Raw genomic sequence first — 13,682 nt, forward strand, 5'->3', positions numbered from 1 at the left:
CCGGACGTGGACTCGCGCCGGACGTGGACTCGCGCCGGACGTGGACTCGCGCCGGACGTGGACTCGCGCCGGACGTGGACTCGCGCCGGACGTGGACTCGCGCCGGACGTGGACCCGGGCCGGACGTGGACTCGCGCCGGACGTGGACGTGCGCCAGATGTCGGCCCGGGCCGGACGTGGACCTGCGCCAGATGTCGACTCGCGCCATACGCCGGCTCGAGTTAGACGCGTGAACTCGCGCCGGACGTGGACCCGCGTGAGACGTGGACCCCTCTAGACCTCGACCCTCTGGCCGGCGCGGCGCGCCGGCTGGCGCCCCTCGCCGAGTCGTGGCGATTGGTCTCACCCCCATTTCCCGAGTCGTGGATCGGGGCTGCTTTTTGGCCGTTTTGGCAGCCCTGATCCACGACTCGGCGGAAGCATCTTGAATCTCATACCCCCTGGGGGTATGTTCGAGGGGTGAATGAGCAGATGGGTGGCATGGAGCACGGCGGCGCGCACAGTGCGCACGCGGGTCATGACTCGCACTCGGGGCATGACGTGCACGCGGGCCACGGCGAGCACGCGGCGCATGACGAACACGGGGGGCATGACTCGCATGGGGGGCATGGGGATCATGCGGCGCGGTTCAAGGATCGGTTTTGGGTCAGTTTGGGGCTGGCTGTGCCGGTGGTGTTCTTCAGCGAGATGTTCGCGGATCTGCTGGGGTACACGCGACCGGACTTCGCGGGCGCGGGGCTGATCGCGCCGGTGCTCGGCACGGTGGTCTTCCTGTACGGCGGGCAGCCGTTCCTGACCGGTGGCTGGAGCGAGCTGAGGTCCCGGCGCCCCGGGATGATGCTGCTGATCTCGATGGCGATCACGGTGGCGTTCGTCGCCTCGTGGGTGACGACGCTGAAGCTCGGCGGGTTCGACCTGGACTTCTGGTGGGAGCTCGCCCTGCTGATCGTGATCATGCTGCTCGGGCATTGGCTGGAGATGCGTGCGCTCGGCGCCGCGTCGGGCGCGCTCGACGCACTGGCCGCGCTGCTTCCGGATTCGGCCGAGAAGGTCACCGACGACGGAGTGGTCGAGGTCGCGCTGCACGAGTTGCAGACCGGAGATGTCGTACTGGTGCGGTCGGGCGGAAGGGTGCCGGCCGACGGGACTGTCGTCGAGGGGCAGGCCGAGGTCGACGAGTCGATGATCACCGGCGAATCCCGGCCCGTCTCGCGCGCCGTCGGCGATGCGGTTGTCGCCGGAACTGTTGCCACCGACAACGCTCTGCGCGTCGAGATCACCGCGGTCGGCGACGACACCGCGCTGGCCGGTATCCAGCGGCTGGTTGCCGAGGCGCAGGCGTCGTCGTCGCGTGCGCAGGCGCTGGCCGACCGGGCCGCGGCGTTCTTGTTCTACTTCGCGTCGATCGCCGGCCTGATCACGTTCGTCGTGTGGGCGTTGCTGGGTGAGCTCGACGACGCCGTGACGCGGACAGTGACCGTACTCGTGATCGCCTGCCCGCATGCTCTTGGGCTGGCCATCCCGCTGGTGATCGCGATCTCCACGGAACGTGCCGCGAAGGCCGGCGTACTGGTGAAGGACCGGCTGGCGCTGGAACGGATGCGGACGATCGACGCGGTCCTGTTCGACAAGACCGGCACCCTGACCAAAGGCGAGCCAGCCGTCACCGGAGTCGCAACCGTCGACGCGCTCACGCACAACACACTCCTCGCCCTAGCCGCCGCAGTCGAGTCCGACAGCGAACACCCCCTAGCCAAAGCAATCGTCCGAGCTCACAAGTCCGGCGCCCAGTCCACCGCTTCGCGGGTCGGCAGCGATCGGGCCAGCGACGCCCGGGATGTGGCAAGCACGGCGGGAGCTGTGGGTGAGGATGCGGCGAGCACCGCTAGTTCGGCGAGCACCGCTAGTGCCGGGAGCGCTGCTAGTGCAGCGAGCGCCGCTAGTGTGGCGAGCGGGGCGGGTGGGCGTGCTGGAGGCTCCGGGGTGCTGGTGGCGTCTGAGTTTCGGTCTTTGACGGGGCGTGGGGTGCAGGCTGTGGTGGATGGGGCCGAGGTTGCGGTCGGAGGACCGGCGTACCTGCGGGAGAACGGATTGGTTGAGCCGGAGGCGCTGCGGACCGACGTCGTGGAGTGGAAGGCTCGTGGGGCTGCGGTGCTGCATGTGGTTCGGGACGGGCAGGTGCTGGGGGCGATCGCGCTCGAGGACGAGGTACGGGAGGAGTCCCGGCAGGCTGTCGCGGCGCTGCACAAGCGTGGAGTGAAGGTCGCGATGATCACCGGCGATGCGCACCAGGTGGCCGACGCGGTCGCGAAGGAGCTCGGGATCGACGAGGTGTTCGCGGAGGTGCTGCCGCAGGACAAGGACGCGAAGGTCGCCGAGCTACAGGCCCGCGGGCTCAAGGTCGCGATGGTCGGCGACGGCGTGAACGACGCGCCTGCGCTGGCCCGTGCCGAGGTCGGGATCGCGATCGGCGCCGGGACCGACGTCGCGATCGAGTCCGCCGGGGTGGTGCTGGCGGCGGACGACCCGCGGGCGGTGTTTTCGGTGATCGAGCTGTCCCGCGCGAGCTACCGCAAGATGTGGCAGAACCTCGCCTGGGCCACCGGGTACAACGTCATCACCGTGCCCTTGGCCGCAGGTGTTCTCGCCTTCGCCGGCGTTGTCGTCTCACCCGCCGTCGGCGCCCTGCTGATGTCGATCTCGACCATCGTCGTCGCGCTCAACGCCCAGCTTCTGCGCCGCCTCGACCTCAGCCCGACCCGCCTGGCCCCGGCCCAACCAGCCTCGGCCTCGTCAGCCTCGACCCAACTTGCCGCTTGATCTCGAAGGAGTCCGCTGTGCCTGCCGTCGAAGCCCGTCTCGCCACACCTCGTGCCGATCGCTACCTGACCCAACTCACCAGCCATCTGTCCCACGGGCCCGGCGGTCTGAAGGTCGTATCCACGTCTGCCGACGAGCTGGTCATTGATCTGGGTACGGCGACGTGGACGATCCGCACTACGCCCGCGGAGCTGGTCCTGCGTGTCGAGGCCGCCGATGCCGCTGCGGTCGACCAGCAGAGTGCCCGTGTGGCGAATCGGGTGGAGCAGATCGCCCGCCGCGACGGACTCCAGGTCACCTGGCAGCCCGCCTGAGCTTTCCGGAAACAAATTGTCACCCACTGACAACAAGTTTCCGGAAAGACCGGAAAGACCGGAAAGTCCGGAAAGTCCGGAAAGGCCGGAAAGCCGGAGAGCGGGTCAGGTGGTGGGGGCGTCCTCGCGGAGGAGGCCGGCCGACTTCAGGTCCGACCACAGCGCTGCAGGCACGTCCGTACGGGCCAGGGCCGCGTTGGTGTGGACCTCTTCCGGCGTACGGCAGCCGACCGCGATGCCTGCGACCGCCGGGTGGAAGAGCGGGAACGCCAGCGCCGCCGCGGGCAGAGTCGTCCCGTGCGACTCGCAGATGTCGGCGATCTTGTTGGCCTTGTCGATCAGCGACTGCTCCGCGGGCGCGTAGTTGAACGTGGTGTCCGCCGCGGGCCGCGGCTGCGACAGCAGTCCTGAGTTGAAGATGCCGACAGCAACAACCTGGACGTCGTTCTCGAGACAGGCCGGCAGTACGTCGTCGAGCCCGTCCGGATCGATCAGCGAGTACCGTCCGGCCAGCATGATCACGTCGAGGTCGATCTCGCGGACGAACCGGGTCAGCATCGCGGCCTGGTTCATCCCGGACCCGATCGCGCCGATCACGCCCTGCTCGCGGAGCTCGATCAGCGTCGGGAACGCGGTCGCGACGGCCTCGTCGTAGTGGTCGTCCGGGTCGTGCACGAACACCACGTCCAGCCGGTCGGTGCCGATCCGGCGCAGTGAGTCCTCGATGCTCTGCAGGACGCCGTCGCGCGAGAAGTCCCAGCGCCGGCGTCGCGTCGTACTGAGGTCGAAGCCCTCGTCGTCGGGCGCCGCGCTGTCCGCCGAGTAGATGATCCGGCCGACCTTGCTCGAGAGCACGTAGGAGTCCCGCGGCTTGCCGTGCAGCCCGAGCCCGAGGCGCTCCTCGGCGAGGCCGAGGCCGTAGTGCGGGGCGGTGTCGAAGTACCGCCAGCCTTCGTCCCAGGCGGCGTTCACCGCGGCGACGGCGTCGGTCTCGTGGACCTGACCGAGCAGGTTGCCCAGCGGCGCACCGCCGAGCCCGATGCGCTGATCCTCCGGAAAGAGCTTCATCCCTTGACCGCCGGCAGCCGCAGGTTCTGCATGCCGCCGTCGACCGCGAGCGCGGTACCGGTCGTCGAGCCCGCGAGCGGACTGGCGAGGTACGCGATCGCCGCGGCGACCTCGTCGGCCGACACCAGCCGGCCCATCGGCTGCCGCGCCTCGAGGGCCGCGCGTTCCGCCTGCGGGTCGGTGGCGACGTCGAGCAGGCGCCCGACCCACGGAGTGTCCGCCGTCCCCGGGTTCACGCAGTTCACCCGGATGCCTTCGCGGACGTGGTCGGCGGCCATCGCCATCGTCAGCGCGAGCACGGCGCCCTTGCTGGCCGAGTACACCGCGCGGTTCGGCAGGCCGGCGGTCGCGGCGATCGAGCAGGTGTTGACGATCGCGGCCGCGTCCGACTTGCGCAGGTACGGCAGGGCTGCGCGGGTGACGCGGGCGATGCCGACCACGTTGACGTCCAGCACCCGGTGCCACTCGTCGTCGTCGTTCGCGGTGACATTGCCCTGGGCGCCGATGCCCGCGTTGTTCACCACGATGTCGATCCCGCCGAGCTGCAGCGCCGCGGCGGCGACCGCGTCCCGTACCGAACCGTCGTCGGTGACGTCGGCCGCGATGCCGGTCAGCGGCGCATCGACCTCGGGCTTGAGGTCGAACACGACCACCCGGGCGCCCCGGGCGGCGAGCAACGAGGCCGCTGCCAGACCGATGCCCGACGCACCGCCGGTGACTACTGCGCGCAGGCCGTCGAAGTCGCTCACTTGCTCTCCTTAGTCAGGTCGGTCCAGATCTTGCCACCCGGGAACCGGAAGCCGGTCAGCGTCTCACTGTCCATCTCCGCCCCGAACCCAGGTCGCAGGGGTGCCACGTAGTGCCCGTCCCGGATCAGCACCGGGTCCAGGAAATGCTCGTGCAGGTGGTCGACGTACTCGATCACCCGGTCGTCCATCGATCCACTCACCGCGATGTAGTCGAACATCGACAGGTGCTGGACCAGCTCACACAGTCCTACCCCACCCGCGTGCGGGCACACCGGTACGCCGAACTTGGCCGCGAGCAGCAGGTTCGCGATGTTCTCGTTGACGCCCGCGACGCGCGCGGAATCGATCTGCATGACCGCCAGTGCCTCGGCCTGCAGGAGCTGCTTGAACACGACCCGGTTCTGTACGTGCTCGCCGGTCGCGACCCGGATCGGCGCGATGCCGCGGGCGATGGCAGCGTGCCCGAGAATGTCGTCCGGGCTGGTCGGCTCCTCCACCCACCAGACGTCGTACGGCGCCAGCGCCTCGACCCAGCGGATCGCGTCCGGGACGTCCCAGCGCTGGTTCGCGTCGATCGCGATCCGGATGTCCGGCCCGACCGTCTCGCGGGCCAGCCGCAGCCGGCGGATGTCGTCGTCCAGGTCCGCGCCGACCTTCAGCTTGATCTGCGTGAAGCCGTCCGCGACCGCCTCCTGGCACAGCCGGACCAGCTTCACGTCGTCGTACCCGAGCCAGCCGGGCGTCGTCGTGTACGCCGGGTAGCCGCGCTCGCGCAGCACCGCCTCCCGCTCGGTGCGCCCGCCCTCCGCCTTGCGCAGGATGTCCAGCGCCTCGTCCCGGGTCAGCGCGTCGGTCAGGTACCGGAAGTCGACCAGGTCGACGAGTTGCTCGGGCGTCAGGTCCGCGAGCAGCTTCCACAGCGGTACGCCGGCGCGCTTGGCGGCCAGGTCCCAGACCGCGTTGACGACCGCGCCGATCGCCATATGCATGACGCCCTTCTCGGGCCCGAGCCAGCGCAGCTGCGAGTCGTGCACGAGCGACTTCCAGAACCCGCCGAGGTCGTCGAGCGTCGCCTCCACGGGCAGTCCGACCACATGGTCGCGGAGCGCCTCGATCGCGGTGGTCTGGACGTCGTTCCCGCGGCCGATCGTGAACGCGAACCCGTGCCCTTCCAGCCCGTCCCCGGCGTCGGTCCGCAGGATCACGTACGCGGCGGAGTAGTCCGGGTCGGTGTTCATCGCATCGGACCCGTCCAGGTCCAGCGACGTCGGGAACCGGACGTCGTACGTCTCGAACTCGGTGAACCATGCCATGCGGGAGCCGTTCTACGCGGGCGGGCTGTCGAGACCAGATCCTATAGGATATGTGGCTCGCCGCGGTAGCTGTACCGCCATGCAGGCAGAACCCCGGATTTCGGGCGGTTCGAGGGCCTTGGACAGGGGTTCTGCCTGCGTGGCGGTACACCCCGTACAGTCAGGGCGTGGCTGATGACGCGATCCTTCGTCTGGGGCGCCGGGCGTTCGGGCCGGGGGAGTTCGCCGTGATGGCGATCGTGAACCGGACGCCGGACTCGTTCTTCGACGGTGGCGTGACGTTCGCGGAGCAGGCGGCGCTGGCGGCCATCGACCGGGCGGTCGCGGACGGCGCGGACCTGGTCGACATCGGCGGCGTGAAGGCCGGGTACGGCGAACCCGTCGACGAGGCCGAGGAGCTCCGCCGGACCGTGGACTTCGTCGCGGCCGTCCGGGAGCGGCATCCTGACCTGCTGATCAGCGTCGACACCTACCGCAGCGGCGTCGCCCGCCGGGTCGGTGCGGCCGGGGCGAATCTGATCAACGACACCTGGTCCGGGCACGATCCCGAGCTGGCAGGCGCGGCCGCCGAGTCCGGAGCGGGGCTCGTCTGCAGTCACGTCGGTGGGCTGAAGCCGCGGACCGATCCACATCGGATGGCGTACGACGACGTGGTCGCGGACGTGATCCGTACGACGACCGCGCTGGCCGACAAGGCGGTTGCTGCGGGCGTCCGCCCGGACGGGATCGTCATCGACCCGACCCACGACTTCGGCAAGAACACCCTGCACTCGCTCGAGGTGACCCGCCGCGTCGACGAGCTCGCCGCGACCGGCTGGCCGGTCCTGGTGGCCATGTCGAACAAGGACTTCATCGGCGAGACCCTCGATCTTCCGTCCGCGCAGCGCGGGCCGGCGACGCTCGCCGCGGTGAGTGTCGCGGCCTGGCTCGGTGCCCGCGTGTTCCGCGTCCACGACGTGGCCGGCGTCCGGCAGGCGCTCGACCTGATCGCCGTACTGCGGAAGTCCGCGGCGCCGGCCTACACCCGAAGGAGTCTGGTGTGATCCACGACCGCGCTGCCGGGACCGAGCTCACCGAGGAGCAATTGGTCGCCGCGTACACGGTTCCCGACCGTTCGGCGGTCCGTCTCCGGGCGAACTTCGTCACCAGCCTCGACGGTGCCGTGACGCTCGAAGGCCTGTCCGGTGGGCTGTCCAGCAAGGACGACCAGAACATGCTCGGCCGGCTCCGGATGCTTGCCGACGTCGTCCTGGTCGGAGCGGGCACGCTGCGCGCCGAGGGGTACGGCGGCCTGCGGCTCGGTGCGAAGCGCCGGGCGTGGCGGACGGCCCAGGGTCTTCCCGAGAACCCGACGCTCGCGGTCGTCAGCGCCCGTTTGGAGCTGGCTGCTGACAGCCCAGTCTTCACCGACGCTCCGACGCGGGCGATCGTCATCACGTGCGCAGCGTCGCCGGACGAGCAGCGCAAGGCGCTGGCCGAGGTGGCCGACGTGCTCGTGTGTGGCGAGGACGCGGTCGATCTCACCGCGGCTGTAGCGGCCTTGGCGGAGCGTGGTCTGCGTCAGATTCTCTGCGAGGGTGGGCCGCACCTGCTCGGTTCGCTGACCGCCGCTGATCTTGTCGACGAGCTCTGCCTGAGTGTCTCCCCGCTGCTTGCCGGGCCGGGCGCGCGCCGGATCACGGACGGTCTCGCGGCGACCGAGGCGCGGCCGCTGCCGCTGCTGCACGTGCTGTCCGGAGACGACGGCTTCCTGTTCCTGCGCCACGGAAGGGAATCGCGGTAGTGCCGGTCATCGCGGCCGCTGTGTGCCCGCATCCGCCGATCATCGTTCCCGAGCTCGCATCGGGTGCCGCTCCGGAGCTGGACGAGCTGCGCGCCGCCTGCTGGGCTGCCATCGACCTGCTCGCGTCCGCGACGAGCATCCTCGTCGTCGGGTCCGCGCCGGTCTCGGCCACGTACGCCGCCGACGCGGGCGGCTCGTTCGGTCCGTACGGCGCCCCTGACGTACGCATCGGATCCGGTACGCCGGTGCTCCCACTGTCGTTGTCCGTGGGAGGCTGGCTGCTCGAACGCTCGAAGGCCGCAGACCTGCCCCGGTCGTACGTCGCGGTGTCGGTGAACGAGGCGCCGCGACAATGCGTGGAGCTGGGTGCCCGTGTAGCCGAAGGCAACGAACGCGTCGGCCTGCTGGTGATGGGTGACGGCTCCGCCCGCCGCAGCGACCACGCGCCGGCCCACCTGCATCCGCGCGCCGAGGTCTTCGACACCACAGTCGCAAACGCCTTGCAGGACAGGGATGTCGAGGTCCTTGAAGCTCTCGATCCGGACCTCGCAGCCGTACTGCAGGCCGCCGGTCGCGCACCGTGGCAAGTGCTCGCCGGCGCACTCAAAGGTACGTCGTTGTCCGGCGATCTGACCTACGATGCCGCCCCGTACGGCGTCGGCTATTTCGTTGCCAGCTTCACCTAGTCTCTAGTTGCTCCAGGCCCCATTTCGCCCAGTCGCGGAGGGCCGGGAGCATCCGCAGGCCGCGTTCGGCCGCCAGCCGGCCGAACGCGAGCGGGTCGCCGCGCCACTCCGGGCCGGCCTCCTCGATCTGCGCCTCCAGTGCGGCCAGTCGACGTTCGGTCTGGTCGATCGTCTGTTGCAGGAAGACGCGCGCCTCGGCCGGCTCGAGTGAACCGACCAGGAACAGCCGGAGCGCGGCGCCGCTGCGGACCACCTCGTCGGCGGGCTCGAGCATCCAGCGCCGCAGCTCCTCGTGGCCGGCCGGCGTGATGCCGTACGTCTTCCGGTTCCGGGACTGTTCCTCGACGACCTCGATCAGGCCGGCGTCCAGCATCTTGCGCAGCTCCGGATAGATGTGGCTGTGCGACGCGTGCCACGCCCACTGGCTGAGCTCCTCGAAGGACTTGGTCAGCTCGTAGCCGGTGGCCGGCTCCTGGTCCAGCAGTCCGAGCAGTCCGTGGCGCAGTGACATGCGGCGAACCGTAGCATGACGAATGTACTTGTTGACATGTACAAATTGACATTAACCTGGAGGCCTGACGACGAGCGAGGGGATGCGACCGATGGTGGACGTACTGGTGGTGGGAGCGGGGCCGACCGGGCTGACGCTGGCGACCGAGCTGAGCCGGTGGGGGTTGTCGGTGCGGATCGTCGACCGGGCGCCCGGTCCGCAGCCGGGGTCGCGCGGGTTCGGGATCAAACCGCGGACGCTGGAGATCTTCGACAGCTTCGGGGTCGCGGACGAGTTCGTCGCCGCGTCCGGGACCAACGGGCGGACCAGGGTGCATCTCGGCGGGGCGCTGCTCGCGGACTTCACGGTCAAGCCCGATCGGCCGACACCGGCCAGGCCGTTCCCGAACTACGTGTCGCTGCCGCAGTGGCGGACCGAGGCGATCCTCCGGGACGGGCTGGCGCGGCGCGGCGTCACAGTCGAGTTCGGTACGACCATGACCGAGTTCGCCGACGACGGCTCGTCCGTGCTGGCGACGTTCGAGGACGGCTCGCAGGAGCGCGTGCGGTACCTGGTCGGATGCGACGGCGGCCGCAGTTCGGTGCGGAAGGCGCTGGGGATCGGATTCGAGGGGCGTACGGACGACGTCCGCGCGTTGCTCGCCGACGTCGACGTGTCGGGGCTGAAGGATCACGCCGTCCACATCTGGGGCGGCGACGAGGAGATGCTGGCGCTGCGGCCGTACCGGGAAGGCGAGCCGTGGCAGGCGATCGCATCGATCGGCGCGGACGAGGAGCCGACGCTGGAATGGTTGCAGCGTGCGGCTGTCGAACGCAGCGGCGTACCGGGATTGCGGGTGACCAGTCCACGCTGGCTGTCGGTGTGGCGCTACAGCCTGCGGATCGCGGAGCGGTACCGGTCCGGACGGGTGTTCATCGCGGGGGACGCGGCCCATGTGCACAGCCCGTTCGGGGCCTTCGGGCTGAACTCGGGCGTCCAGGACGCGTACAACCTCGGCTGGAAGCTCGCCCTGGTGCTGCAGGGCGCTCCGGAGGCCCTGCTCGACACGTACGAGGAGGAGCGGCTGCCGGTGGGACGGGCGATCCTCGAGGAGAGCGACCGCCGGTTCGCGTCCGCGACCGCGCCGCCGCGGTTCCTTCGGCCGATCCTCCCGTACGTCGTGAAGCGGTTCCTGGCCCGGTTGAACAAGCGTGGCCGCAACGATCACCCGCGGTACTACGAGTCGCCGCTGACCATTCCGGGCAAGCGCCGGCTGCGGGCCGGGGACACTGCTCCGGACGGGGTCGGGCGGACGGCGGACGGGCGCGTGCGGTTGTTCGACCTGTTCCGTGAGCGACGGTTCACGCTGCTCGCGATCGGGCGCGAGGTGCCGGAGCTCAGCGGGCCCGTGGACGGGTATGCGATCGATGTCGAGGGCAAGGGCTACCCGCGGTCCGGGTACGTGCTGGTGCGGCCGGACGGGTACGTCGCCGCGGTGACCGACGACGTCGCCGAGGTGACGACGTACCTGCGTCGCTGGACGGAGTCGCTGATACTGGCCGGGTGACTGAGGAACGGACGGGATATCGGCGGTCGGCGAAGTCGCCCCGGGGCGAGGCGCGGCGGCGGGAGCTGCTCGACAAGGTGGCGGACGACCTCGGCGCGAACGGGCTGGTCGACTTCTCGCTGCGGCGTGCGGCGCGGGCGGCCGGTACGACGCACAAGGTGCTGCTGTACCACTTCGAGGGCCCGGAGGACCTGCTGACGCAGGCGGTCCTGCAGTTGCGCGAACGGCGGATCACCCGGGCCGTGGCAGCCGCGAACGAGGCGGGCGACCGGTCGATGGCGGAGCGGGTGCGGTCGATGTGGCCGACGCTGATCGGCGCGGAGTCCTGGGTGCTGGACCAGGCGATCGGGCTGGCGATGTTCGATGCCGGCCGGTACGCCGATCTGGCGCGGTCGGCGTCGCGGCAGTACCTGCCGACGTTGCTGGCGCTCTGCCCTGACGACTGGGGCGACCAGCGCAAGACCGAGGTGGCGGAGTTCGTGCTGGCGACGCTGCGCGGGTTCCTGATCGAGTGGCGGACCAGCGGTGACGGGGCCGGGATCGAGGCCGGGCTGGCGGCGCTGGTCCGGGCGCTCGAGCGGGAGGAGACCGCCTGAGAAATGGCCATGGACAGATTTGCGAACCACGTGGTTCACTTCTCTCATGCGCGAGAAGGTGAACTTCACGAGTGCCGGGGTGCAGTGCGCCGCCTGGCACTATCCCGGCACCAACGGCGGGTGCCTGGTGATGACCGGCGGCTTCGGAGTGACGAAGGAGCCGGGGACGGATCGGTTCGCGGAGCGGTTCGCCGCGGCCGGATTCAGCGTGCTGGCGTTCGACCACCGGTACTTCGGTGAGAGCGGCGGCGAGCCGCGGCAGCTCGCCCGGGTGCGGGACCAGCTCGCCGACTGGCGGGCCGCGATCGAGTTCGCGAAGACGCTTCCGGGCGTCGAGCGGGTGGGCATCTGGGCGTTCTCGCTGCCCGGCGGGTACATCGTCCAGCTGGCCGCGGAGGACCTCGGCGTCTCGGCGGCGATCGCCCAGTCGGCGAATGTCGACGGCCCGACCGTGACTCGGCACGCCTCCCGCTACCAGGTGCCGAGCAGTGCGCTGCGGCTGCTCGGCCGGTCGCTGCTGGATGTCGTCGGCGGCTGGTTCGGTCGCCCGCCGCGGCTGGTGGACCTGGCCGGCCCGACCGGGACGGTGGCCCTGCTCAACACGCCCGATGCCCTGCTGGGCAACGGCATCTTGAACCCCGGCAACATCTACCCCGAGTGGGAGCAGACGATCGCTGCCCGTTCGGTCTTGCCGGCCGCGATGTACCGCCCGGCCAAGTACGCCCCTGACGCCCGCTGCCCGATCCTGTACGTCGTCTGCAAGGACGACAAGTCAGCTCTCGCGGCGCCGACGCTGAAGGCTGCTGCCACCACACCGAAGGCAGAGGTCCTGCAGGTCCCTGGCAACCACTACGCGCCCTTCACCAACGCCCACGAAGAGGTGGTCGAGGCGGAGCTGGCGTTCCTCACCAGGAACCTCGTAGCTAGTCGGACTCCACAGGCACAGTAGGCCAGCGGTCCGCGGTCGCCGCCAGGTCTTCCCGGCCTGCGGCGTTCAGCTGGTCGATCAGCTGACCACGGGCTGCTTGCACGGAGGCTACTGCGTCGTCGGACGTGGTGTGTGGCCCTGACCAGTTGCACACCGCGTCCCCGGCGTACCAGTCACCGGCTGCGGACCGCCGTACATGTGCTGCCGCCAGACGGGCAGCAGGTAGCGGTACGTCGGCCAGCTGTACAACGGTGTCGAGGGCGACCACGTCTGCGGACAGGTCAAGCAGGGGGCGCAGCTCGACGGCGTCTGTGAGTACGAACTCGTAGCCGGCCGGTGCGCGTTCCGCGAGCCAGTCGATGGCCAGCGCACTGACCTGTGCGAGCTCGTCAGCGAGCTCGGCCTCCAGGGTCTGCACGCCGCAGACCCGCGGATCGGTCGGGCGCAGGGCTGCCTGGCACCGACGTACGAGCATCTCCTCGGGCAGCGTCTGCCGGCGGCCGACGATGCGCGACAGCCCGACGATGTCGAAGTTCAACTCGTCCGGTGTGCGCTTCCGGCCCGGGGCCAGCGCCTCACCAGGACGCGTACCCCGCGTCGTCCACGGACCGACGTGCCACCGCTGCAGAGCCGTCATGGCGCCGACCCTATACGCGCGAGTGCCGAGTAACGGACCGTAGGCTGGCGGTGTGAGCTACACCGTGAGCCGTTTGGCAGACGTGCTGGCTGAGTCGGTCAGCTGGATGTCTGTGCGTACGGCGGACGCGGTCCCGGGGCCGGACTGGATCTCGTGCGCGGACCTGATCGCGGAGCAGCAGTCGGGCGCTGATCCGACGCTGGCGTGGCGCACTGCCGCCGCAGCCGACTACGCGCGTGACTACGAGATCGAGCCGCCGGAGCAGGTCGCGGCCATGTTCACGCTGATGTGGTATGTCCAGGTGCCGTCGCTGGTCGCTGCAGTGAGTGCTGCGGTGACTGGGGTCTCGCCGGAGGTTTCACCCGAGGCACTGGCCTTCAAACGGCACCCGCTGGCGCACTACCCGGCTGAGGTGGCGCTGCTGTCACAGGAGGTTGTTCCCCTCGACGTGGCGGCCGCCCAGCACAAGGCGCACGTGAACGCGTTTCTGGACTCGTACGAGCCAGGGGTGAAGCTGGGCTCGTTGCAGCGGCTCGGGGCAGTGGGGGACGAGTTGCGGGCCGCACTGCGGTTGCCGGAGGACGCCCCGTACGTGGATGAGGCGGCCCGAGCGTTCGGGGTGTCGCTGGAGCAGAAGCTGCGGACGTCCTGCTGCTACTTCTACGTACTGCCGAAGGTGACGGCCTGCACCACCTGCCCGCGTTTCCGCTGATTGGTCTAGACGGGCTCCC

Annotated in this window: 14 protein-coding genes; 9 read left to right on the plus strand and 5 right to left on the minus strand. The window is 70.0% G+C overall.

Features of this window, described 5'->3' with window-relative positions; genetic code table 11:
- The first annotated feature begins 480 nt into the window (after positions 1-480).
- Positions 481-2,820, plus strand: coding sequence for a heavy metal translocating P-type ATPase (locus ACGFI6_RS39060; RefSeq protein ID WP_393127856.1), 2,340 nt, complete (start codon positions 481-483; stop codon positions 2,818-2,820).
- A gap of 17 nt (positions 2,821-2,837) precedes the next feature.
- On the plus strand, positions 2,838-3,134 hold the full coding sequence (locus ACGFI6_RS39065) for a DUF2218 domain-containing protein (protein ID WP_393127718.1): 297 nt from the start codon (positions 2,838-2,840) through the stop codon (positions 3,132-3,134).
- A gap of 105 nt (positions 3,135-3,239) precedes the next feature.
- Here ACGFI6_RS39065 and ACGFI6_RS39070 read toward each other — a convergent pair whose 3' ends face one another.
- The 3 genes from ACGFI6_RS39070 to ACGFI6_RS39080 are packed head-to-tail and all read right to left on the minus strand — an operon-like array spanning position 3,240 to position 6,264.
- Entirely contained in the window at positions 3,240-4,202 is a 963-nt protein-coding gene (locus ACGFI6_RS39070) for an aldo/keto reductase (RefSeq protein WP_393127719.1), read from the minus strand.
- Entirely contained in the window at positions 4,199-4,951 is a 753-nt protein-coding gene (locus ACGFI6_RS39075; protein ID WP_393127720.1) for an SDR family NAD(P)-dependent oxidoreductase, read from the minus strand. Before ACGFI6_RS39075 ends, ACGFI6_RS39070 begins: the two co-directional genes overlap by 4 nt.
- The gene (locus tag ACGFI6_RS39080; RefSeq protein ID WP_393127721.1) at positions 4,948-6,264 is read right to left on the minus strand and encodes an L-fuconate dehydratase; all 1,317 of its coding nucleotides are present in this window, start codon (positions 6,262-6,264) and stop codon (positions 4,948-4,950) included. The genes ACGFI6_RS39075 and ACGFI6_RS39080 overlap by 4 nt, the downstream gene beginning before the upstream one ends.
- Before the next feature lie 167 nt (positions 6,265-6,431).
- On the opposite strand from ACGFI6_RS39080, the gene folP reads away from it, so the two are divergent.
- The 3 genes from folP to ACGFI6_RS39095 are packed head-to-tail and all read left to right on the plus strand — an operon-like array spanning position 6,432 to position 8,733.
- On the plus strand, positions 6,432-7,307 hold the full coding sequence (folP, locus tag ACGFI6_RS39085) for a dihydropteroate synthase (protein WP_393127722.1): 876 nt from the start codon (positions 6,432-6,434) through the stop codon (positions 7,305-7,307).
- Positions 7,304-8,047, plus strand: a complete 744-nt coding sequence (locus tag ACGFI6_RS39090; RefSeq protein WP_393127723.1) for a pyrimidine reductase family protein — start codon at positions 7,304-7,306, stop codon at positions 8,045-8,047. Before folP ends, ACGFI6_RS39090 begins: the two co-directional genes overlap by 4 nt.
- Positions 8,047-8,733: a class III extradiol dioxygenase subunit B-like domain-containing protein gene (locus tag ACGFI6_RS39095; protein WP_393127724.1), complete on the plus strand. Its 687-nt coding sequence runs from the start codon at positions 8,047-8,049 to the stop codon at positions 8,731-8,733. Before ACGFI6_RS39090 ends, ACGFI6_RS39095 begins: the two co-directional genes overlap by 1 nt.
- Here ACGFI6_RS39095 and ACGFI6_RS39100 read toward each other — a convergent pair.
- Entirely contained in the window at positions 8,726-9,244 is a 519-nt protein-coding gene (locus tag ACGFI6_RS39100) for a PadR family transcriptional regulator (RefSeq protein WP_393127725.1), read from the minus strand. The genes ACGFI6_RS39095 and ACGFI6_RS39100 overlap by 8 nt on opposite strands.
- A gap of 82 nt (positions 9,245-9,326) precedes the next feature.
- On the opposite strand from ACGFI6_RS39100, the gene ACGFI6_RS39105 reads away from it, so the two are divergent.
- From ACGFI6_RS39105 to ACGFI6_RS39115, 3 genes are read left to right on the plus strand one after another with little or no spacing between them, the layout of a single operon-like run.
- Positions 9,327-10,790, plus strand: coding sequence for an FAD-dependent monooxygenase (locus ACGFI6_RS39105; RefSeq protein ID WP_393127726.1), 1,464 nt, complete (start codon positions 9,327-9,329; stop codon positions 10,788-10,790).
- Complete coding sequence (locus tag ACGFI6_RS39110; RefSeq protein ID WP_393127728.1) at positions 10,787-11,386, plus strand: hypothetical protein; 600 nt, start codon at positions 10,787-10,789, stop codon at positions 11,384-11,386. The genes ACGFI6_RS39105 and ACGFI6_RS39110 overlap by 4 nt, the downstream gene beginning before the upstream one ends.
- A 46-nt stretch (positions 11,387-11,432) precedes the next feature.
- Positions 11,433-12,335, plus strand: a complete 903-nt coding sequence (locus tag ACGFI6_RS39115; protein WP_393127729.1) for an alpha/beta hydrolase — start codon at positions 11,433-11,435, stop codon at positions 12,333-12,335.
- Here ACGFI6_RS39115 and ACGFI6_RS39120 read toward each other — a convergent pair.
- The gene (locus ACGFI6_RS39120) at positions 12,310-12,951 is read right to left on the minus strand and encodes a hypothetical protein (RefSeq protein WP_393127730.1); all 642 of its coding nucleotides are present in this window, start codon (positions 12,949-12,951) and stop codon (positions 12,310-12,312) included. The two genes, ACGFI6_RS39115 and ACGFI6_RS39120, sit on opposite strands and share 26 nt — an antisense overlap.
- A gap of 52 nt (positions 12,952-13,003) precedes the next feature.
- Between ACGFI6_RS39120 and ACGFI6_RS39125 the strand changes: the two genes are divergently transcribed.
- A complete protein-coding gene (locus ACGFI6_RS39125) occupies positions 13,004-13,663 on the plus strand; it encodes a (2Fe-2S)-binding protein (RefSeq protein ID WP_393127731.1) in 660 nt (219 codons plus the stop codon).
- Positions 13,664-13,682 lie beyond the last annotated feature (19 nt).

This window comes from Kribbella sp. NPDC048928 (genome assembly GCF_043197975.1).
Taxonomy (GTDB): Bacteria; Actinomycetota; Actinomycetes; order Propionibacteriales; family Kribbellaceae; genus Kribbella.

What these genes read in the sequence shown, in the direction of transcription:
- ACGFI6_RS39060 (WP_393127856.1), top strand. Translation starts at nt 481, where the DNA reads ATGGAGCACGGCGGCGCGCACAGTGCGCACGCGGGTCATGACTCGCAC.
- ACGFI6_RS39070 (WP_393127719.1), bottom strand. Translation starts at nt 4,202, where the DNA reads ATGAAGCTCTTTCCGGAGGATCAGCGCATCGGGCTCGGCGGTGCGCCG.
- ACGFI6_RS39080 (WP_393127721.1), bottom strand. Translation starts at nt 6,264, where the DNA reads ATGGCATGGTTCACCGAGTTCGAGACGTACGACGTCCGGTTCCCGACG.
- ACGFI6_RS39100 (WP_393127725.1), bottom strand. Translation starts at nt 9,244, where the DNA reads ATGTCACTGCGCCACGGACTGCTCGGACTGCTGGACCAGGAGCCGGCC.
- ACGFI6_RS39105 (WP_393127726.1), top strand. Translation starts at nt 9,327, where the DNA reads ATGCGACCGATGGTGGACGTACTGGTGGTGGGAGCGGGGCCGACCGGG.
- ACGFI6_RS39115 (WP_393127729.1), top strand. Translation starts at nt 11,433, where the DNA reads ATGCGCGAGAAGGTGAACTTCACGAGTGCCGGGGTGCAGTGCGCCGCC.
- ACGFI6_RS39120 (WP_393127730.1), bottom strand. Translation starts at nt 12,951, where the DNA reads ATGACGGCTCTGCAGCGGTGGCACGTCGGTCCGTGGACGACGCGGGGT.